Origin of the sequence: Pseudonocardia sp. ICBG162 (assembly GCF_020496225.1) — a bacterium.
GTDB classification, from domain to species: domain Bacteria; phylum Actinomycetota; class Actinomycetes; order Mycobacteriales; family Pseudonocardiaceae; genus Pseudonocardia; species Pseudonocardia alni.
Genome location: NZ_JAHLJD010000017.1, coordinates 190,055 through 210,172, shown reverse-complemented (window position 1 = coordinate 210,172; position 20,118 = coordinate 190,055). Strand labels below are relative to the sequence as shown.

Annotated in this window: 22 protein-coding genes; 13 read left to right on the top strand and 9 right to left on the bottom strand. The window is 73.8% G+C overall.

What is annotated here, in order from left to right:
- Positions 1–8 precede the first annotated feature (8 nt).
- Positions 9–1,991 carry a M13 family metallopeptidase gene (locus tag KPL60_RS15080; RefSeq protein WP_226366217.1) on the bottom strand — a complete coding sequence of 661 codons (1,983 nt, stop codon included), beginning with the start codon at positions 1,989–1,991 and terminating at the stop codon, positions 9–11.
- Positions 1,992–2,141: 150 nt separating this feature from the next.
- Here KPL60_RS15080 and KPL60_RS15075 point away from each other — a divergent pair, with 150 nt between their 5' ends.
- The 7 genes from KPL60_RS15075 to KPL60_RS15045 all read left to right on the top strand — a co-directional run bounded on the left by KPL60_RS15075 (position 2,142) and on the right by KPL60_RS15045 (position 9,281).
- Entirely contained in the window at positions 2,142–2,780 is a 639-nt protein-coding gene (locus KPL60_RS15075) for a hypothetical protein (protein WP_226366216.1), read from the top strand.
- Between the two features lie 68 nt (positions 2,781–2,848).
- Complete coding sequence (locus KPL60_RS15070; protein ID WP_226366215.1) at positions 2,849–3,781, top strand: TauD/TfdA family dioxygenase; 933 nt, start codon at positions 2,849–2,851, stop codon at positions 3,779–3,781.
- Between the two features lie 221 nt (positions 3,782–4,002).
- Complete coding sequence (locus tag KPL60_RS15065; RefSeq protein ID WP_226366214.1) at positions 4,003–4,668, top strand: HAD family phosphatase; 666 nt, start codon at positions 4,003–4,005, stop codon at positions 4,666–4,668.
- A gap of 121 nt (positions 4,669–4,789) precedes the next feature.
- Positions 4,790–5,995 carry a sedoheptulose 7-phosphate cyclase gene (locus KPL60_RS15060; protein ID WP_226366213.1) on the top strand — a complete coding sequence of 402 codons (1,206 nt, stop codon included), beginning with the start codon at positions 4,790–4,792 and terminating at the stop codon, positions 5,993–5,995.
- A complete protein-coding gene (locus KPL60_RS15055; protein WP_226357766.1) occupies positions 5,992–6,768 on the top strand; it encodes a class I SAM-dependent methyltransferase in 777 nt (258 codons plus the stop codon). The genes KPL60_RS15060 and KPL60_RS15055 overlap by 4 nt, the downstream gene beginning before the upstream one ends.
- Complete coding sequence (locus KPL60_RS15050) at positions 6,765–8,237, top strand: ATP-grasp enzyme (protein ID WP_226366212.1); 1,473 nt, start codon at positions 6,765–6,767, stop codon at positions 8,235–8,237. The genes KPL60_RS15055 and KPL60_RS15050 overlap by 4 nt, the downstream gene beginning before the upstream one ends.
- Before the next feature lie 3 nt (positions 8,238–8,240).
- The gene (locus KPL60_RS15045; RefSeq protein WP_226366211.1) at positions 8,241–9,281 is read left to right on the top strand and encodes a D-alanine--D-alanine ligase; all 1,041 of its coding nucleotides are present in this window, start codon (positions 8,241–8,243) and stop codon (positions 9,279–9,281) included.
- A 265-nt stretch (positions 9,282–9,546) separates the two neighbouring features.
- Here KPL60_RS15045 and KPL60_RS15040 read toward each other — a convergent pair whose 3' ends face one another.
- The 3 genes from KPL60_RS15040 to KPL60_RS15030 all read right to left on the bottom strand — a co-directional run bounded on the left by KPL60_RS15040 (position 9,547) and on the right by KPL60_RS15030 (position 12,156).
- Entirely contained in the window at positions 9,547–10,332 is a 786-nt protein-coding gene (locus KPL60_RS15040; protein ID WP_226366210.1) for a TauD/TfdA family dioxygenase, read from the bottom strand.
- Positions 10,333–10,406: 74 nt separating this feature from the next.
- Positions 10,407–10,889 carry a hypothetical protein gene (locus tag KPL60_RS15035; protein ID WP_062396040.1) on the bottom strand — a complete coding sequence of 161 codons (483 nt, stop codon included), beginning with the start codon at positions 10,887–10,889 and terminating at the stop codon, positions 10,407–10,409.
- Between the two features lie 40 nt (positions 10,890–10,929).
- Positions 10,930–12,156 (bottom strand): threonine synthase, encoded by a 1,227-nt coding sequence (locus KPL60_RS15030; RefSeq protein WP_226366209.1) that lies wholly within the window; start codon positions 12,154–12,156, stop codon positions 10,930–10,932.
- A 107-nt stretch (positions 12,157–12,263) separates the two neighbouring features.
- On the opposite strand from KPL60_RS15030, the gene KPL60_RS15025 reads away from it, so the two are divergent.
- The 4 genes from KPL60_RS15025 to KPL60_RS15010 are packed head-to-tail and all read left to right on the top strand — an operon-like array spanning position 12,264 to position 14,596.
- Entirely contained in the window at positions 12,264–12,797 is a 534-nt protein-coding gene (locus KPL60_RS15025) for a hypothetical protein (protein WP_226366208.1), read from the top strand.
- A gap of 56 nt (positions 12,798–12,853) precedes the next feature.
- Entirely contained in the window at positions 12,854–13,309 is a 456-nt protein-coding gene (locus tag KPL60_RS15020; RefSeq protein WP_226366207.1) for a DoxX family protein, read from the top strand.
- A gap of 29 nt (positions 13,310–13,338) precedes the next feature.
- Positions 13,339–14,175 (top strand): Fpg/Nei family DNA glycosylase, encoded by an 837-nt coding sequence (locus tag KPL60_RS15015; RefSeq protein WP_226366206.1) that lies wholly within the window; start codon positions 13,339–13,341, stop codon positions 14,173–14,175.
- A 52-nt stretch (positions 14,176–14,227) separates the two neighbouring features.
- Positions 14,228–14,596, top strand: a complete 369-nt coding sequence (locus KPL60_RS15010; RefSeq protein ID WP_226366205.1) for a hypothetical protein — start codon at positions 14,228–14,230, stop codon at positions 14,594–14,596.
- Positions 14,597–14,601: 5 nt separating this feature from the next.
- On the opposite strand, the gene KPL60_RS15005 is transcribed toward KPL60_RS15010, so the two are convergent.
- From KPL60_RS15005 to KPL60_RS14985, 5 genes are all read right to left on the bottom strand, one after another.
- Entirely contained in the window at positions 14,602–14,862 is a 261-nt protein-coding gene (locus KPL60_RS15005; protein ID WP_226366204.1) for a hypothetical protein, read from the bottom strand.
- Between the two features lie 95 nt (positions 14,863–14,957).
- A complete protein-coding gene (locus tag KPL60_RS15000) occupies positions 14,958–16,286 on the bottom strand; it encodes an MFS transporter (protein WP_226366203.1) in 1,329 nt (442 codons plus the stop codon).
- Positions 16,287–16,339: 53 nt separating this feature from the next.
- Positions 16,340–16,696, bottom strand: a complete 357-nt coding sequence (locus KPL60_RS14995; protein WP_226357756.1) for a hypothetical protein — start codon at positions 16,694–16,696, stop codon at positions 16,340–16,342.
- 70 nt (positions 16,697–16,766) lie between these two features.
- On the bottom strand, positions 16,767–17,381 hold the full coding sequence (locus KPL60_RS14990; protein ID WP_226357755.1) for a TetR/AcrR family transcriptional regulator: 615 nt from the start codon (positions 17,379–17,381) through the stop codon (positions 16,767–16,769).
- Between the two features lie 26 nt (positions 17,382–17,407).
- Positions 17,408–18,958 carry an AMP-binding protein gene (locus KPL60_RS14985; RefSeq protein ID WP_226366202.1) on the bottom strand — a complete coding sequence of 517 codons (1,551 nt, stop codon included), beginning with the start codon at positions 18,956–18,958 and terminating at the stop codon, positions 17,408–17,410.
- A gap of 76 nt (positions 18,959–19,034) precedes the next feature.
- Here KPL60_RS14985 and KPL60_RS14980 point away from each other — a divergent pair, with 76 nt between their 5' ends.
- Together KPL60_RS14980 and KPL60_RS14975 are read left to right on the top strand one after the other, a co-directional pair.
- The gene (locus KPL60_RS14980) at positions 19,035–19,523 is read left to right on the top strand and encodes an ester cyclase (protein ID WP_226366201.1); all 489 of its coding nucleotides are present in this window, start codon (positions 19,035–19,037) and stop codon (positions 19,521–19,523) included.
- A 71-nt stretch (positions 19,524–19,594) separates the two neighbouring features.
- Complete coding sequence (locus tag KPL60_RS14975; protein ID WP_226366200.1) at positions 19,595–20,113, top strand: ester cyclase; 519 nt, start codon at positions 19,595–19,597, stop codon at positions 20,111–20,113.
- The last annotated feature ends 5 nt before the right edge of the window (positions 20,114–20,118 follow it).

Below are 20,118 nucleotides of genomic sequence, written 5' to 3'. Positions count from 1 at the left end.
GGGACACCTCACCAGATCCGGACGCGTCGGTCCGGGTCGGTGTAGAGCCCGTCGTCCTCGGTCACCCCGAACGCCTCGTGGAACGTGTCGAGGTTCGTCACGACCGCGTTGCACCGCAGGTCCGGCGGCGAGTGCGGGTCGGTGGTGAGCCGCCGGATCGCCTCGGCGTCGCGGGTCACCGCCCGCCACACCTGCGCCCAGCCGAACAGCACCCGCTGCTCGCCGGTCAGGTCGTCGATCACCGGCGGCTCGGAGCCCTCGTGCGCGATCCCGTAGGCCTTCAGCGAGATCGTCAGGCCGCCCAGGTCACCGATGTTCTCGCCGACCGTCAGCGAGCCGTTGACCTTGTGGTCGGGCAGGCCGGCGGGGGACAGGCCGTCGTACTGGTCGATCAGCATCTGCGCGCGGGACTCGAACTCGGTCCGGTCGGCGGACTCCCACCAGTCGGTGAGGTTGCCGTCGCCGTCGTAGCGGGAGCCCTGGTCGTCGAAGCCGTGCCCGATCTCGTGCCCGATGACCGCGCCGATGCCGCCGTAGTTCGCGGCGTCGTCGGCGTCGGCGTCGAAGAACGGCGGCTGCAGGATCGCGGCCGGGAACACGATCTCGTTGAGCCGCGGGTGGTAGTAGGCGTTGACCGTCTGCGGGGTCATCAGCCACTCGCCGTGGTCGACGGGGCCGCCGAGCTTGGCGTACTCGAAGTCGTGACGCCACTGGGCGGCCCGGCCCGCGTTGCCGAGCAGGTCGGCCGGGTCGATCTGCAGGTCGGAGTAGTCCTTCCAGGCGTCCGGGTAGCCGACCTTCGGGGTGAACTTGCCGAGCTTGTCCAGCGCCCGCTCCCGGGTGGCCGGGCTCATCCAGTCCAGGGTGGATATCGACCGGCGGTAGGCCTCGACGATGTTGTCGACCAGCTCGGTGATGCGCTCCTTGGCCCGCGGCGGGAAGTGCCGCTCGACGTAGATCTTCGCGACGGCCTCGCCGAGCGCGCCCTCCACCAGCGACACCCCGCGCTTCCAGCGCTCGCGCAGCTCCGGGGTGCCGGACAGGGTGCGGCCGAAGAAGTCGAAGTCGGCCTCGACCAGGTCGGCGGACAGGAACTCCGCGCACGACCCGGCGACGGTCAGCGCCAGCCACGCCTGCCACTGCTCCAGCGGGCGCCCGGCCCACAGCTCACCGGCCGCGGTGACGAAGCTCGGCTGGCGGACGATCACCTCGTCGTAGGCGTGCGCGGGCACCCCCAGCGCGGACTCCCACTCGGCCCAGTCGAAGCCCGGGGCCGCGGTGCGCAGCTCCTCGCGGGTCATCAGGGTGTAGGTCTTCTCGGCGTCGCGGTTGAGGACCCGGTCCCAGGACGCGTCGGCGAGCGCGGTCTCCAGGTCCATGACCTGCTCGGCGACGCGCTCCGGCTCGGCGAGGCCGACCAGCTCGGCGAGGCGCCGCAGGTGCTCGACGTACTTGGAACGGATCTCCGGGTCGCCCTCGGAGCCGTAGTACGACTCGTCGGGCAGACCCAGCCCGGCCTGGTTGAGGTTCACCAGGTAGCGGGAGGAGTCCTTGAGGTCGGTCGCGATGAACTCGCCGAACAGCGCGGCGCGGCCCTCGCGCTGGCGCCGGCCGAGCACGGTCGCGAGCGCGGCCCGGTCGGTGGCGGCGTACACCTCGTCGAGCAGCGGGCGCAGCGGCGCGATGCCGAGCTCCTCGGCCCGCTCGACGTCCATGAAGGACCGGTACAGGTCCCCGATCTTGCGTGCCTCGGTGCCGGTCCCCGACGACGAGGCGCACTCCTCGACGATCTCGTGGACCTGGTCCTCGGCCCGGTCGCGCAGGACGCGGAACGCACCGTCCTGCGAGCGGTCGTCGGGGATCTCGTGGGTCGCCAGCCACCGGCCGTTCACGTGGGCGAACAGGTCGTCCTGGGGGCGGACGTCCGGGTCGACCCAGCTGAGGTCGAGACCGGACGGTCGCGAGTTCGGGGCGGACTCGGTGGTCGTCATGGGTCCATCCTGCCTGTCGGGACCGACGGTTTCGAGCAGCCGGCGCCGGCACGCCCGCGCCGCCCGGTCCGTCGCGGAAGTGGGAGTGCTGCGCCGGTGGTACCCCGTGCCCGCCGGACCAACCGCGGCACGCGTGTAGAACCGGCGGTGATGACCGACATGCGGGACGACCTCCTCGAAGCCCCCGACGCCGCCGAGGTCCTCGGGGACCTCCACGAGGTCGCGACGAGCGTCTTCGACCTCTGCTACGACGGCTCCGAGCCCGAGTGGGCGGCGTGGGCCTGGTCGATCCTCACCCGGGCCGGACTGGCCGCCGCCGGCTCCGAGTACGAGCGCGGCGAGCTGGTGCTGCGGCTGCTCGCGCTGAACATGTTCCACCGCGAGTTCTGCGCCCGCGCCCTCGACCTGGGCGTGCCGGGGGAGTGGGACGTCGACCCCGACCGCGTGCTGGGCGACCACCCGCGCCTGCACCCGGTGCTGCTCGGGATCATCGCGGAGCGGCGCAGCCTGGACCTCGCCGACTCCACCGACCCCGGGGACCTGGACTTCGACGTCTCGGTCGCCGCGACCGCGCTGGACGCGCTGGTGCGCTCGGAGTACCGGCGGGTGGTGCCGCTGCTGGTGAAGGCGGTCGGCCCGGCGGACCTGGCGGCGTCGGTGTGGGCGTCGGTCCGGGAGGAGGTGCGGTTCCCGCTGTCCGGCACCGAGGTCCGGGAGCTGACCTCCGCCCTCACCCCCGCCGGGCACGCCGCGCTGGAGTGGGTCCGGGGCGGCGCGCGCCGGAGTTGACCGGACAGGTCACCGCGCAGTGGACACCTGGTTGTCGACCGCCGAACGGCGGACGCACCATCGCGGACGTGACGATCCACCTCGACGCGCCGGTCTCCCGGCCCCGCACCACGCCCGCCATCGACCTCCTGGAGGGCGAGCGTCTGCTCGCCCGCCTGCCGGGGGACGGGGCGGACCGATGTGGCGGGCACTTCGAGGCGTTCACGCTCACCCCGCTCGGACGCACCCTCGGTGCCGAGATCACCGGCATCGACCTGCGCGGACGCGTCGGCGAGCCCCTCCGCGCCGAGCTGCACCGGGCACTGCTGGAGTGGAAGGTCCTGTTCTTCCCCGGCCAGCACCTGACGAGCGAGCGGCAGCGTGAGCTCGCGCTGCTCTGGGGCGACCTGGAGACCAACCCGATGCTCGACACCGGCGACTCCGCCGACGTCGTCCGCTTCGGCACCGGGAAGCGCACCTACGAGAACATCTGGCACGCCGACACCACGTTCCGCACCGCTCCGGCGATGGGCGCCATGCTGCGGATGGTGCAGACGCCGCCGTTCGGCGGGGACACGATGTGGGCCGACATGGCCGTCGCCTACGACAACCTCACCGGCGAGGTGAAGGCGCGCATCGACGACGCCGTCGCGGTGCACGACATGGTGCCCGGCTTCGCCCGGTTCCTGGACCCGGAGCGGCTGGCCCGCGGCCACGAGCTGTTCCCGCCGGTGACCCACCCCGTCGTCCGGACCCACCCGGAGACCGGGCGGCGCACGCTGTTCGTGAACGCCTCGTTCACGACGGCGATCGTCGGGCTGCCCCGCGAGGAGTCCGACGCGCTGCTGCGGCACCTGTTCGCCCAGGCCCACGTGCCCGAGTTCCAGATCCGCTACCGCTGGTCCGAGGGGACGCTCGCATTCTGGGACAACCGGGCGACCCAGCACTACGCCGTCGGTGACTACCACCCGCACACCCGGGTCGCCGAGCGTGTCGCGATCGCGGGTGGCCGACCCTTCTGAGGGTCGGCCACCCGAGTTCGAGTTGCCGAACACGGGGGCCCCTCGATACTGGGAGGAGGCGGTCCAGAGAGCGGCCGCCACCGCGAACCGGTCGGTCCCGGCGTGTCCACACGCAGCAGGATCGGCGCCTCCCACGAGCGTCCGTACGCGCATCCCGCCCCGCCGCCACCACCCGCGGCGGGGCGTGCGCCGGCATGCCCCGACCGCGAAGGAGCACCCCCGTGCCCGCGATCCTGTTCGGCTCCATCTCCACCCTCGTCGACACCTCCGAACTGCAGCGCGAGGCGTTCAACGAGGCCTTCTCCCAGCACGGCCTCGACTGGCACTGGGACCGCGACGACTACCTCGCCATGTTGGAGTCCAACGGCGGCGCCCAGCGCATCGCCGAGCACGCCGCGTCCACCGGCGAGACCGTCGACGCCGACGCCGTGCACGCCACCAAGTCCGAGGTCTTCCGGAAGAGGCTGCGGGAGTCCGGCGCGACCCCGCGCCCCGGCGTCCGCGAGACGATCAAGGCCGCGCACGGCCGCGGGGTCACCGTCGGGCTGGTCACGACGACCTCCCGCGACAACGTCGACGCCGTCCTCGACGCGCTCGGACCGGACGTGACGCGCACGGACTTCGCGCTGCTCATCGACCGCGCGATCGTGTCCGCACCCAAGCCCGACCCGGCGGCGTACACGCACGCGATCGCCGCGCTCGGCGAGACCGCCGACAGCGTGGTCGCCATCGAGGACAACGTCGGTGGCGTCGCCTCGGCGGCCGGCGCGGGTGTGCGCGTCGTCGCCTTCCCGAACGCCAACACCGCGGGTCACGACTTCTCGCAGGCCACCGAGCGCGTCGAGTCGCTCGACGACGGCGCGCTGCTCGCCGACGTCACCCGCTGACGCCCGGCCGCACCTCCCCGCACGGCCCCGACGGGCCCGGCCGCACCGACCGGGCCCGGCACGGGCGTGCCCACGAACCCCATGCCCCGCCCCGGATCGACCTGATCGGAGACCAGAGGACATGAGCAATCCCCAGGCCGTGCTGACCACGACCGACACCGCGTTCCGTGTGGAGAGCTGGGAACGGATCGAGTTCACCCTCTCCTACGTCGACGGCGCCTTCGCACCGGAGAACCCGCACGTCGCGGACCTGTACCGGGACAAGGGCCGCTGCCTGATGGTCGTCGACGAGGCGGTGCACGAGCTCTACGGCGACCGCATCCGCGCCTACTTCGACCACCACGGCATCTCGCTGACCACGGTCCCGCTGACGATCGCCGAGACCGCGAAGAGCCTGCGGACGCTGGAGAGGATCGTCGACGCGTTCGCCGAGTTCGGGCTGAACCGCACCGAGCCGCCACTCGTCGTCGGGGGCGGGCTGACCACCGACGTCGCCGGGTTCGCCTGCGCGTCCTACAAGCGCGGCACGCCCTACATCCGCATCCCCACCACGCTGATCGGCCTGATCGACGCCAGCGTCGCGATGAAGGTCGCGGTCAACCACGGGAAGCACAAGAACCGGCTCGGTGCCTTCCACGCCTCGCACGACGTGCTGCTGGACTTCTCGTTCCTCGCGACGCTGCCCGAGGCGCAGGTCCGCAACGGCGTCGCCGAGATGATCAAGATCGCGACGGTGGCGAACGCGGACCTGTTCGACCTGCTGGAGAAGTACGGCGAGGACCTGCTCGCCACCGGGTTCGGCCATCGGGACGGCACCCCGGAGCTGCGGGAGATCTCCCACCGCGCCACCTACGACGCCGTGCGCACCATGCTCGAGCTGGAGCACCGCAACCTGCACGAGCTCGACCTCGACCGGGTCATCGCCTTCGGCCACACCTGGAGCCCGACCCTGGAGCTGGCCCCGGAGACACCGATGCTGCACGGGCACGCGATCAGCGTCGACATGGCGTTCTCCGCGACCCTCGCCGAGCGGCGCGGCTACATCTCCACCGGCGAGCGGGACCGCGTCCACCGGCTGTTCAGCGGGCTCGGGCTCACCGTCGACAGCCCGTACCTCACCCCGGAGCTGCTGACCGAGGCCACCGAGTCGATCACCCAGACCCGGGCCGGGCTGCTGCGCGCGGCGGTGCCGAAGCCCATCGGCACCTGCCACTTCGTCAACGACGCCACCCCCGCGGAGCTGACCGCGGCCCTGGCCGCGCACAAGGAGGTCGTCGCCGACCTGCCGACGGCGGCGGGCGGGGTGGACATGTGGTCGCTGAAGTGACCGGCGCACCGACCCGGCCCGCCCGCCCGGTCACACCGACGACGATCCTCGCCGAGCTGCTCGACGACCTCGTCACCCGCGCCGGGGCGGGCGCCGACGCCGACCTCGTCCGGGCCCGGGACCTGGCCGCGGGCCTGGACCCCTACCTCGACGAGCACACCTCGCCGGCGTCGTCGGCGCTGGTCGAGCTGGAGGCGCGCACCCGGTCCGCGGCGTGGACCGGGACCCTGGAGCAGGAGATGCTGTCCGGGCACGTCGAGGGCCGGTTCCTCGCGTTCCTCGTCGCCATGACCGGCGCCCGGCGGGTCCTCGAGGTCGGCATGTTCACCGGCTACTCGGCGCTCGCGATGGCCGAGGCCCTGCCCGACGACGGCGAGCTGGTCGCCTGCGAGCTCGACGCCGACGTGGCGGCGTTCGCGCGGGACTGCTTCGCCGCGTCCCCGGCGGGACGCCGGATCCGGGTCGAGGTCGGCCCGGCCGCGGACACCCTGGAACGGCTGCGGGGCACCGCGTTCGACCTGGTGTTCGTCGACGCCGACAAGGCCGGCTACGCCGGGTACCTCGACACCGTCCTCGAGGGCGGCCTGCTCGCCCCGGGCGGGGTGGTGTGCGTGGACAACACCCTGATGCAGGGGCAGCCCTGGACCGGCGAGCGCACACCCAACGGCGACGCCATCGCCGCGTTCAACCGCCGGATCACCGACGACCCCCGCGTGGAGCAGGTGCTGGTGCCGCTGCGCGACGGACTGACCCTGATCCGACGGTCCGCATGAGCCGCACCACCGCCATGAGGGGCCGGGCCCGTTCGTCGGGCCCGGCCCCGGCGCGGCTCGCCCCGGCCCGGCTCGGCACGGGCGTCGTCGCGCTCGCCGCCGCCGGGCTCGCCGGGCGTGCGCTGGGCACCGGCCGCGACGGCACCCCGCGTGAGGGCACGGCGGCGACCCGGGTCCGCACCGCGGGCACCCTCGCCCTGCTCACCGCCGCCCTGCCTGCCGACCTGGCGATCACAGGCGTCGCCGCGCTGGCCGGGCTCCTGCGCCGCCGTGAGCGGGCCCGGCCGCACCGGCCGCTGACCGTGCTGCTCAGCGGCGGGAAGATGACCAAGGCGCTGGAGCTGGCACGGGCCTTCCACCGGGCCGGGCACCGGGTCGTACTCGTCGAGCAGGCCCGCTACCGCTTCACCGGGCACCGGTTCTCCCGGGCGGTCGACGCGTTCCACGTCGTCCCCGCCCCGGACGCGCCGGGCTACGCCCACGCGCTCGCCGACATCGCCCGGCGGGAGGGCGCCGACGTGTACGTGCCGGTGTGCAGCCCCGTCGCGAGCTGGTACGACGCCGACGCCAAGCGGCTGCTCGAACCGTTCTGCGCGGTCGTGCACCCCGACGCCGACGTCGTCGCCATGCTCGACGACAAGCACCGGTTCACCGCGACCGCCGCCGGGTTCGGCCTGCCGGTGCCCGCGGCGCGGCGCATCACCGACCCGGCGCAGGTCGTCGACCACGACTTCGCCGCCACCCCGGGGCGCACCTGGATCCTCAAGTCGCTGCGCTACGACCCGGTGCGCCGCCGCGACCTGACCCGGCTGCCGCTCCCGACCCGCGCCGAGACCGCGGCGTTCGTGGCGACCCTGCCGATCTCACCGGACAACCCCTGGATCCTGCAGGAGTTCGTCGAGGGCACGGAGTACTGCACCCACGCCACCGTCCGAGACGGAGACGTCCGCCTGTACTGCTGCTGTCCGTCGTCGAGCTTCCTGCTCAACTACGACCACGTCGACCACCCGGCGATCGAGGACTGGGTGCGGCGGTTCTGCGGCGAGCTGGGGGTGACCGGGCAGCTGTCGTTCGACTTCATGGAGGCACCCGACGGCCGGGTCCTGGCCATCGAGTGCAACCCGCGCACCCACTCCGCGATCACCCTGTTCCACGACCACCCGGGCGTCGCCGCGGCCTACCTCGACGCCGGTACCGGCACGCTCGTGCCGGCACCGGCGACCCGGCCGACCTACTGGCTGCACCACGAGCTGGGCCGGCTCCTCGGCGACCCCGGGTCGTGGCGGGAGCGGCTGCGGATCGTGCGCGACGGACGGGAGGCACTGCTCGACGTGCACGACCCGTTGCCGTTCCTGCTGGTCCCGCACCTGCAGATCGCCTCGCTGCTGCTGGGCAACCTGCTGCGCGGACGGCCGTGGGTGACCGTCGACGTGAACATCGGCAAGCTCGTCGAACCGGCGGGGGACTGAACCGTGCTGCGTGTCCTGCACCTCGTCGGCTCGGGCGTCGACGAGTTCTTCTGCGACCTGTCCCGGCTCTACGCCGCGGACTGCCTCGCCGCGACCGCCGACCCGGCGCGCTACGAGTTCGTCGTCGCGTACGTGACGCCCGACGGCTGGCGGTTCCCGGCCGGGCTCGACACGGAGCAGATCGCCGCCGCGCCACTGCGGACCCTCCCCGAGGCGGTCTCCGAGATCGCCCGGGCGGACGTGGACGTGATGGTGCCGCAGATGTTCTGCCGGCCCGGGATGACCCACCACCGGGCGCTGTTCGAGCTGCTCGGGATCGGCTACGTCGGCAACACCCCCGAGGTCATGGCGCTCGGCGCGGACAAGGCCCTGGCCCGCGCGGTCGTCGCCGAGGGCGGGGTCGCCGTCCCGGCGGGGGAGACGGTGCGCGCCGGGCAGGTGCCGACGGTCCGGCCGCCCGCCGTCGTCAAGCCGGTGGACACCGACAACTCGGTCGGCGTCACCCTCGTCCACGACCCGGACGGGTTCGAGGTGGCCGTGAAGGCCGCCCTGGTCCACGGCGACCGCGCCCTGGTCGAGGAGTTCGTGCCGCTGGGCCGCGAGGTCCGGTGCGCGGTGGTGGAGCGCGACGGCGAGCTGGTCGGCCTGCCGCTGGAGGAGTACCGGATGGACGCGGTCGACAAGCCGGTCCGCCTCGCCGACGACAAGCTCGCCCGCACCGGCGACGGCGACCTACGCCTGGTCGCGAAGGACGCCCGATCCTGGATCGTCGACGCCGGCGACCCGGTCACCGGGCCGGTGCAGGAGGCCGCCCGCGCGGCGTTCCGCGCCCTGGGCTGCCGCGACTACGGGCTGTTCGACTTCCGCATCGACCCGGACGGCCGGCCCTGGTTCCTGGAGGCCGGGCTGTACTGCTCGTTCGCCCGCACCTCGGTGGTCGTCACGATGGCCGAGGCCGCGGGGATCGGCGTCGCCGACCTGTTCGCCGAGGCCGTCACCCGGGCCGCCGCCCGCACCACCGCCCCGCCCGGCCCCGACCGCTGATCCCGCCGCCGGGGCTCCCGCCGCCGGGGCTCCCGCCGCCGGGGCTCCCGCCGCCGGGGCTCCCGCCGCCGGGGCTCCCGCCGCCCCGCCGCCGGGGCTCCCGCCGCCGGGGCTCCCGCCGCCGGGGCTCCCGCCGCCGGGGCTCCCGCCGCCGGGGCTCCCGCCGCCGGGGCCCCCGCCGGTCGGGCGCGCCGTCGCACCCCGGAGGTGGCCCGCGCACCCTCCGCGGCGGGTGCGGCGACCGCGTCCGGGGTGCGACGGAGGCTCAGCGGGCGGCGCGGGGGCGGACGTGCTCGCGCACCATGCCGCGGTGCATGACCCGGTCCCCGACGACGCCCGCGTGGTCGGCGCGGTGCAGCACGCAGGCGTTGTCCCAGATCACGACGTCGCCCGGTGCCCACCGGTGGTCCAGCACGTTGTCCGGCCGGGTCGAGTGTCCGAGCAGCTCCCGCACGGTCGCCGCGGACTCCTCGGCGTCCATCCCGCCGACCTCGGCGCAGCGGGCCGCGGTCGACAGGTAGAGCGCGGTCCGGCCGGTGCGCGGGTGCGGGCGGAACACCGGGTGCCAGGCCTCGGTCTCGGTACCGGCGTCGTCGGGGGACAGCCCGGTGACGACGTGGCGGATGCTGCGGCCGTCGAGCCGGGTCCGCAGCGGCTCCGGGAGCGTCTCGTAGGCGCGGTACTGGTTGGAGAACTGGGTCGCGCCGCCCCGGGCGGGGACGGTCACCGCCCGCAGCGCGGTGTAGGCGGGCGGGGCCGCGACGTAGCTGGTGTCGACGTGGAACGAGCTGCGCGGCGGGGTGTCGCGGCCGACGTTGGAGATCACGTTGAGGTCCGGGTGGGTCTCCAGCGGCGTCTCGCCGGTGGTGAACGCCAGCGGGCCGAGGCCGCGCAGGAAGGCGAGGAAGTCGTCGTCGCCGACGTCGTCCTGGCCGGGCAGGACGAGGACGCCGTGCTCGGCGAGCAGCGCCCCGAGCGCGTCCGGGTCGAGGTCGGGCAGGGACGCCCCGGTGACGCGGGCGCCGACCGGGTGCAGGGCCTCGATGTCCATCACCCGAGTGTGCGGGCGCCCGCGGACACCCGCGCGCCGACGCAGGGCCGGGACACGGGGCCGGACACGGAGGTCTAGGACGCCGTGCGGCCCCACCGGCGGCGACGCGGGCGGTCGGCGGGCTCGTCCTCCATCGGGGCGGCGATCGCGAGCCGCCCGACCTGCTCGTTGAGGACCTTGAGGTGCACCCGGACGTCGTCGTGGGTCGGGTCCAGCACCGCCTGCTCGGCGATCTCCGCGGCCTGGTCGACCGACTGCTTCAGCGACGCCTTGGCCTTGTTCAGCCGGGCGGCGATCCGCTTCGCCGGCGGCTCGGTGAGCCGGAACCGGGCCGGCTCGATCGAGTCGCCGACGGCGGCCAGGCGCTGCACCGCCTCCAGCTCGGAGTCCAGCCGCTTGCCGATCTCGGTGAGCCACGTCCGCACCTGCATCGCCGAGATCACCGTGGTGATCCGGTGGAAGCGCTGCACCTGCTCGGTGCACTCGGCCACGTAGGTCCGCCAGTACCGCGAGAGCGGCGCGGGGGACGGCTCGGATCCGGGTCGCAGGAGTGACACGTGCGCAGGCTACCGGTGATCACGACGAGGTCGCCGTGGGTCACGGGATGCGCCCGTCCTTCGCCAGCACCGGCGCGTCGGCGGTCACGGTGTCGGGGTAGATCAGCCCGCTGCCGGTGTTCAGTACGACGACCGTCTCCGACCCGTCGAGCCAGCCCGACTCCCGCAGCCGGCCCGCCGCGGCGACGCAGGCCGCGCCCTCCGGGCAGATCCAGGTGCCCTCGTCGCGGGCGAGGGCGTGCTCGGCGGCGAGCAGCTCGTCGTCGGAGACGGCGACGGCGGTCCCGCCGGTGTCGTACACGGCGTCGAGGACGAGGAAGTCGCCCAGCGCCTTGGGCACGGTGATCCCGAACGCCACCGTGTGCGGGTCGGCCGGGGCGGTCGACTCGCGCAGGCCTGCCTCGAACGCGTCGACGATCGGCGCGCACCCGGTGGCCTGCACCGCGACGAGCCGGGGCAGCGGACCGGAGATCCAGCCGAGCTCCCGCATCTCGGCCAGTGCCTTGTGGATCGCGATGATCCCGACGCCGCCGCCGGTGGGGTAGAGGATGACGTCCGGGCAGCGCCAGCCGAGCTGCTCGACGATCTCGTAGCCCATCGTCTTCTTGCCCTCGATGCGGTAGGGCTCGCGCAGCGTCGAGGTGTCCTGGTAGCCCGCCCCGCCGGAGTTGCGACGGGCGACGGCGTCGGCGACGAGCCTCCCGGCGTCGCCGATCAGGCCGTCGACCAGGTACAGCTCCCCGCCGGAGACGACGACCTCGCGGCGGGTGATCTCCGGGGCGTCGACCGGCATCGCGATCAGCGCACCGAGCCCGGCGCGTGCGGCGTAGCAGGCCCAGGCGGCGCCGGCGTTGCCGTTGGTGGGCATCGCGACCGCCCGGACGCCGAGCTCGGCGGCGCGGGAGACGCCCACCGCGGCGCCGCGGGCCTTGAACGCCCCGGTCGGGACCAGCCCCTCGTCCTTCATCCGCAGGCCGGGCAGCCCGAGGCGGGCGCCGGCGCGGGGGAGCGGCAGCAGCGGGGTCATGCCCTCGCCCATCGTCACCACGTGCGCGGGGTCCCGCACGGGCAGGACCTCGTGGTAGCGCCACAGGTCCGGCGGGCGGGTGGCGATGTCCGCCGGGGTCACCAGGGCACGGGCGCGGTCCAGGTCGTAGCGGGCGAGCAGCGGGGCACCGGAGGCCGAGGTGCCCTGCACGGTGTCGGCGTCGAGGACCTCGCCGGTCCGGGAGCACTCCAGGTGGGACAGCGTCGAGAAGTCGGGCACGGGTCCACCTGATCTCCCGTCGTGCCGCGGCGCAACCGGAGGGGTAACGGCGGCGCGGGCCGGGGCGAGGACGGGGGACCCGGTACGACCCTCGACCAGGAGGAACGATGACCGACCGCCGCTACGCCGAGGCCTTCCCCGAGGAGACCACCGTGATCTACGAGCAGCGGGAGGACGGGTACCGGGTCTACGGCACCTCCGCGGGGTTCGGCGCGTCGTCCTCGGACGGCGGGACCACCCCGCCCGCCGGTGGGTCGACCGGCGGTGAGCTGCGGCCGCCGGAGGGCTCGGGGTACGGGCCGATCGACAGCGACGAGCCGTGGACCGAGAACTACGACGAGCCGATCACCGACGAGCAGGACCGTCAGATCGGCGTCCGGCACAACACCCGCACCACCGACCCGCAGGCGGGGACGGTGGACTGGTCGATCGTCGACGAGGTGTTCGGCCGCGTGGTGTCCGAGACCTACGGCTCCGAGAACGCCGACGGCAGCCGCTCCTACACCGACCGCACCACCTACGCCGACGGCTCCACCCGGCTGGTCACCCGGACGACCGGCGCCGACGGTCACGGGCAGGAGCAGGTCACCGACACCGACGCCTCGGGGGCGGTGACCGCGGACACGACTACGCCGTTCTGACGATCCTGTTAGCCTCGGGAGCGCAAGCGTGAAAGTTCAACAATCGAGAGGAACTCATGCGACCGCTCCCCGCGCCGCTCTCCGACATCGCCCTCCTGCTCGTCCGGGTGCTCGTCGGCGTCGTCCTCGTCGCCCACGGCCTGCAGAAGCTCTCGGGTGGTGTCGGCGGGGTCGCGTCGAGCTTCGCCGGCATGGGCATCCCGCTGCCCACGGTCTCCGCGCTGTTCGTGATCGTGGCCGAGCTCGGGGGCGGTCTGCTGCTGCTCGCCGGTGCCGCGACGACCGTGGCGGGGCTCGCCGTCGTCGTCGCGATGGCGGGGGCCTTCCTCTTCGCGCACGCGGGCCTGAACCCGTTCGTCGACTCGGGCGGCTGGGAGCTGGTCGGCGTGATCGCCGCCGGCGGGCTCGCGCTGGCCGCGGTCGGACCGGGCCGGTTCTCGGTCGACGCGCTCGTCGCCGGCCGCGGTCGCACGCCCGCCCGGCACGCGGTGGGTGTCTCCGCGGGGGAGTAGGACCCACCCCGGCGGGGGATCCCCGGGACATGCCCGAGGGACACACCGTGCACCGGCTCGCGCGGCTGCAGCGCTGCCGCTACGCCGGACGGCCGGTGGCCGTCTCCAGTCCGCAGCGCCGGTTCACCACCGGCGCCGAGATCGTCGACGGGCGGGTGCTGGTCGACGTGCAGGCCCACGGCAAGCACCTGTTCCAGCACTACGGCCCGGACACCACCGTGCACGTCCACCTCGGACTGTGGGGCCGGTTCCCGAACCGGACGCTCCCGCAGGAGCCGCCCCGCGGCCAGGTCCGGATGCGGATCGTCGGCGAGACCCACTACGCCGACCTGCGCGGCCCGGCCGCGTGCGAGCTCCTCGACGACGTCGGGGTCGCGGAGCTGCGGGCCCGGCTCGGCGAGGACCCGCTGCGCGACGACGCCGACCCGGCCCGCGTCCGGGAGCGGTTCGCCCGCTCCCGGGTCCCGCTGGCCGCCCTGCTCATGGACCAGTCGGTGATCGCGGGCATCGGCAACGTCTTCCGCGCCGAGACGCTGTTCCGCACCGGGCTGGACCCGATGACCCCGGCCCGCGACCTCGACGACCGGTCCTTCGCGCTGCTCTGGGACGACCTGACCGAGATGCTCCACGACGGCGAGCGGCGCGGCCGGATCGAGACGCTGCGCCCCGAGCACGACCCGGCCCTGCTGGCGCCCCCCGACCGCGGCGCGGTCTGCGCCAGCGTCGTCTACGCCTACCGCCGCACCGGGCAGCCCTGCCTGGTCTGCGGCGCCCCGATCGCGCACGCCGAGGTCCGCACGCGGAACCTGTTCTGGTGCCCCGGGTGCCAGGCGGGACACAGCGCCCGGCCGCTCACCGAACGGTGATGACGGATGTCCGATCTGTCCTGTACCGGGCGGTAGCGGTACCGTTGACGTCATGCTGTCGACCGGTCCCGCTCGTCCGGAAACGGGACGTCGGCCGATCGTCCGCTGGGACGCCGCGTTGTCCGGGGTCGCGCTGGCCGTGACCGGGATGCTGGTCGCGCTGGGTGTGTTCGGCGCCGTCTTCCTCGTCGCGTTCCTCGACTACTGCCCGCCGCGGACCTGCAGCTCCTCGGCCGTGCTCGTCTCGGTCGGCGGGTCGCTGGTGGTCGCGGCGGCCGCCGGCGTGGCGGGTCTCGCCATGACCGTGCTGCGGGTCGTCGAACGGCGCCCGGCCTGGCCGTTCGCGCTGGTCACCCTCGCCGTGACCGGTTCCGCCGTCGCCTTCGGCGCGGTCCACTACGCGAGTGCGATCGGGTACTGACGCATTCAGGGATCGATTCCCAGAATACGCGCGCCGAGCCGGATCTCGCGGCCGGAACCGTTGCACGCGCCGCAGTGCCGCCACGACTTCGTGGCCAGTGCGCCGTACTGCCGCGGGGTGCCCTTGCAGCGCCCGCACCGGGTGAAAGGGTGCAGGTAGAGCGACCCGATGTAGAGGACCAGGGCCACCGCACCGATGATCACCAGAATGGTCGTGCCGCTCGCCCCGCTCTGTTCCTCGGCTGCGGCCAGCAGGAATTCCGTCATTCTCGTCGCCCCCCGATGAATGGAGCGTGCGACCCCCTGTCGCCGCCCCGGTCACCGAGGTTACGTCGCCGTTTACGGAATCCTTGACCGGTTAATCACTGTTGACGATCGGCCGTCCGGTCGGCTGCGTCGGCCGCCGCAGCCCGCTGCACCGTCCGGCGGAAACCGACCGCGATCGCCGCCGACATCAGCATCATCACCGCGACCACCCACATCCCGGCGCGGGAGTCACCGGTCAGGTCCTTCAACCACCCCGCGACGAACGGCCCGGCGAACCCGGACAGGTTGCCGAAAGAGTTGATCAGCCCGATCCCGGCGGCCGCCCCTGCACCGGTGAGGAACGCGTTCGGCAGCGACCAGAACGGTGGGATGGCGGCGAAGACCCCGATCGCGCAGACGGTCACGCACGCCATGACCAGCAGCGGCGAGTCCATGTACAGCGCGCCCGCGATCGCGACCGCCCCGACGACGGCGGGGACGGCCACGTGCAGCGGCCGCTCGCCGCTGTGGTCGGAGTGCCGGGCCCACAGCACCATCGTCACCGACGCGATCGCGTACGGCACCGCGGTGATCAGGCCGACCTCGACCAGCGAGTAGTCGGCGCCGAACTGCTGCTCGAACCCGGCGACGATCTGCGGCAGGAAGAACGCCAGCACGTAGAGCCCGAACACGATCCCGAAGTAGACGACCGACAGGGCCACCACCCGGCCGTCGCGCAGGGCGGCGGCGACGCCGCGGTCCTGCCCGGCCGCCGCCGCGTCCTCGGCGGCGATCCGCTCCTCCAACGCGACCGCCTGGTCGGCGGGCAGCCACCGGGCCCGGGTCGGGCGGTCCGGCAGCAGCCACAGCACCGCGATCCCCAGTAGCACCGCCGGGATGCCCTCGACGAAGAACATGAAGCGCCAGCCGGCGTCGAAGCCCAGGGCGCCGTCGCCGACCGAGATCAGCCACGTCGACAGCGGCCCGCCGACCACCGAGGACAGCGGCACGGCCAGGAAGAACAGCGCGACGATCCGCGCCCGCTCGACCCTCGGGAACCAGTAGGTCAGGTACAGGATGATGCCGGGGAAGAAGCCGGCCTCGGCGATGCCGAGCAGCACCCGCACGACGTAGAAGCCGACCTCGCCCTGGATGAACGCCGTCGACGACGCGACGATGCCCCAGGTCACCATGATCCGGGCGATCCAGATCCGGGCGCCGACCCGGTGCAGGATCACGTTGGACGGGACCTCGAAGAAGAAGTACCCGATGAAGAACAGCCCGGCGCCCAGGCCGTAGGCGGCCGCGGACAGGCCCAGGTCGGCGTTCATCGTCAGCGACGCGAACCCGACGTTGACCCGGTCGATGTAGTTCAGCAGATAGGCCAGGGCGAGCAGCGGGATGAGCCGCTTCGTCGCCGTCCGTACGGCCGTCGAGACCAGCACGCCTTCCCCCTCCGTTGCGGTGCGCACGCCCGCGCAGTCTCTCCGCAGGAGGGTCAGTCCTTCAACCAGGCGTAGGCGGTGTGCCGGGAGACACCCAGCGCCGCCGCCATCGCGCTGACCTCGCAGCCGGCCTCGCGCCCGGCGCGCAGCAGCTCGCGGCGACGCTCGCGCGGGGCGTCCGCCGCCGCCCGCAGCTCCTCCAGCACGGCCGCGGACTCGGCGGATCCCCGGCGGCGGCCCACCCCGGGCCGGGAAAACGCGCGGACGGCGTCGGCGTCCCAGACCTTGCGGCCGCCCGGGCCGGGGTCGGGCAGCGGGGCCGGGGCCTGGCCGCGGGAGACGTAGGAGTTCCAGGTGCCCACCTGCACGCCCCAGTGGGCGGCGCACTCGTCGCTGGTCCAGGTCGTCACGACAGGAGGGTGCCACGGCCCGCCCGCCGGGTCCCATGGCGGCCGGTCGGCGGCGGTCCCGGCGTCGCGGTCATCCCCCCGGAGGCGGACCGAGCGGGCCCGCCAGCAGCTCCCGGACCGCGGCGGCGCAGTCGGCCGGGGTCCGCCCGGGTCGCCGACGGGTGCCGGCGACCGCGTTCATCGCCCCGAACAGCAGGTCGCGCACGAGCCGGGCCTCCGGTCCGGCGGCGACCGCGCCCGACCGTTGTGCGTCCTCGACCAGCTCGGTCCACCGGTTCCGGTAGCGCTGCATCAGCGAGCGGTAGGTCGCGACCGACGCGTCGGAGTCGGGCTCGGGCATCGTCAGCACGACGGCGGCGTAGTCGCTCAGCTCCACCAGGGCGTCGAGGTGCGCGCGGACGGCCGCCCACAGCCGGGCCCCGGCGTCGCCGGCCGGGTGGGGTTGCAGGGCGTCGTCGAGATGCCGGAGCGACTCGCGCAGACCCTCCTCGAGCACCGTCGCGATGAGCTCGTCCTTCGAGCCGAAGTGGAAGTAGATGCTCCCGGTCTGCAGGCCCGCGGCCTCGGCGATCCCGCTGAGGCTGACCCCGGCCGGTCCGTCGCGGGCCAGCAGCGCCGCCGCCGCGTCGAGCAGCCGGCGACGGGTCCGGTCCCCCTTGGACGGACGACGGAGCTCGGCCTGCACGACCCCATTCTCACCCCGGCCCGTGATCAGTGGACGAGCCGGTCGTGACCACGCCAGTACGGCTCCCGCAGCTCGCCCTTGATCACCTTGCCGGTCGCGGTCCGCGGGAGCCGGTCCACCACGTCGACGCTGGTCGGGCACTTGAACGCGGCCAGCCTCGTGCGGGCGAACGCGATCAGCGCGGCCGGATCGGGACGGGTCCCCGGCCGCGGGACCACGATCGCCTTCACCGTCTCGCCCCATCTCGGGTCGGGGACGCCGATGACCGCGACCTCGGCGACGTCGGGGTGTGCGGCGAGCTCGTTCTCGACCTCGGCGGGGTAGACGTTCTCCCCGCCGCTGATGACGAGGTCCTTGGCCCGGTCGACCAGGAAGATCCGGCCGTCGGCGTCGAGGTGGCCGAGGTCCCCGGTGTGCAGCCAGCCGTCCGCGTCGAGCGCGGAGGTGACGCCGGCGCGCGTGCGGTAGCCGACGGTGTTCTGCTCCGACCGGGTCAGGATCTCGCCGATCTCCCCGACCGTGCAGGTGTGCCCGTCGGTCGGGGACACCACGGCGACCTCGACCCACGGGTAGGGCTTCCCCGCCGACCGCAGCAGGTGGGAGCGGCTGCCCTCCGGGTCGTGGTCCTCCGGTGGCAGCTGGGCGAACGCGCCGGTCGCCTCGGTGAGGCCGTAGATCCCGACGAAGTCGCATCCGAAGGTCCGCATGCCCGCGACCAGCGCCGTCGTGCTGATCGGGGCGCCGGAGTAGGTCATCCGCCGCAGCGCGAGGTCCCGGGGGGTGGACCGGGCCTCGGTGACCAGGGAGGCGAGCATGGTGGGGACGCAGAAGGCGGTCGTGACCCGTTCGCGCTCCATCGTGTCGAGCACCGCGGCCGCATCGAAGTCCCGGACGACCACGCCGCGTGCCCCCGCGGCGAGGCCGGCCAGTGCCCAGGCCACGCCACCCATGTGGAACAGCGGCATGGCCAGCAGGCTCACCTCGCCGTCGGTGAGTCCCCAGCGTGGCGCGATGTCCCGGATGAGGACCCGGAGGTTGGTGCGGCCGGCGAACAGGACCCCCTTCGGGCGTCCCGTGGTGCCGCTCGTACAGAGCTCGAGCGCGACGTCGTCGGGCGGCTCGACCGCGGGATCCTCCGCGGGGCCCCACCAGCTCGTCAGGCCCGGCCGTCCGTCGTGGTCCCCGCCGAGGAACACGACGGTCAGCCTGCGACCGAGCGCCTCCTCGACGAGGTCGGCGGTCCGGTGCATCCCGGGGTCGACGAACACGACCTCCGCGCCGCTGTCGTCGATGATCTCCGCCAGCTCGCGGGGTGCGAGCCGCCAGTTCAGCGGCGCCGCCACGCCCCCGGCCAGCGCGCAGCCGAACAGGTACGGGAACCACGCCGACGAGTTCTTCCCCAGGTGGGCGACCCGGCCGCCGGGCGGGACGCCGTCGCGCACCAGGGCGGCGGCGATCCGGACCGACCGGTCGTGGAGCTCGCGCCAGGTCGTGTCGGTCCCGTCCTCGGTGACCACGACGTCGTCGGGCCGCTCGCGCCGTCGTTCCTCGACCAGTCCGCGCAAGGTGAACACCATCGTCCGCTCCTGTCTGCCGGGCAGGTTTCCTATGCTAGCTTAAAATCTGACGACCATTAGATTTTGAGGAGACGCGATGACGACCGCCCCGTCCCCGGACGCCACCCGGCTGGACCCGGACGCCGCGCTACGCTGGTACCAGGCCTGGATCGACGCCTGGAACAGCCACGATCCGGACCGGGTCCGCCCGCTCGTGACCGACGACTTCCTGCTGGAGACGCCGACGACGCGCAACTCCGGCTGGGACGTCCGGGGTCCCGACGCGGCCGCCGACTACATGCGGTACGTGCTCACCGCCTACCCGGACCTGACCTGGGAGCGCACCGGGCCGCCCCTGCTCGCCCCCGACACCCCGCGCGCGGCGTTCACCTGGCGCGGGACCGGGCACTTCACCGGAACGCTCACCCCGCCCGGGATCCCCGGCACCGGGCTCCCGTTCGACTTCGTCGGCCTGGAGGTCTTCGACTCCCGCGACGGTCGCGCCCACCGGCTCCACGCCAGCTACGACCTGATGGGGCTGCTGCGCCGGACCGGCGTACTGCGGAGCGGTACGGGGCGCCGATGACCCCCGGCCGCCCGACGCCGGGAGGGCCGTCCGCGCCGCACGGCCCCCACCACCGAGACCAGGAGACGACCATGCCGCACGACATCACCACGCCCGCGGGGCGTCCCGTCGCCGACACGGGCCCGGTCGGGGTCGACTTCGCGGTGCGCTGGTACCGCAGCTGGATCGACGGCTGGAACAGCCACGACCCCGAACAGGTCCGCGACATCGTCACCGAGGACTTCTGGCTCGACAGCCCGACGACCCGCCACACCGGTTGGGACGTGCGCGGGCAGCAGGGCGCGGTCGACTACGTCCGGTACGTCCTCGGCGCCTACCCGGACCTGGTCTGGGAGGTCACCGCGCCGCCGATGTTCGCCACGGAGGACGCCCGGGTGTCGTTCAGCTGGCGGGGGACCGGCCACTTCAGCGGCACGCTCACCCCGCCCGGGATCCCGGGAACCGGCAGGCCGTTCGCGTTCGCCGGGCTGGAGACGTTCGACTTCCGCGACGGCCGGGCGTGCTACCTCAACGCGACCTACGACCTGCTCGGTCTGATGAAGCAGATCGGGGTGTACCGCAGCCCGACCGGGAGGGGAGCGGCGTCCTGACCCCG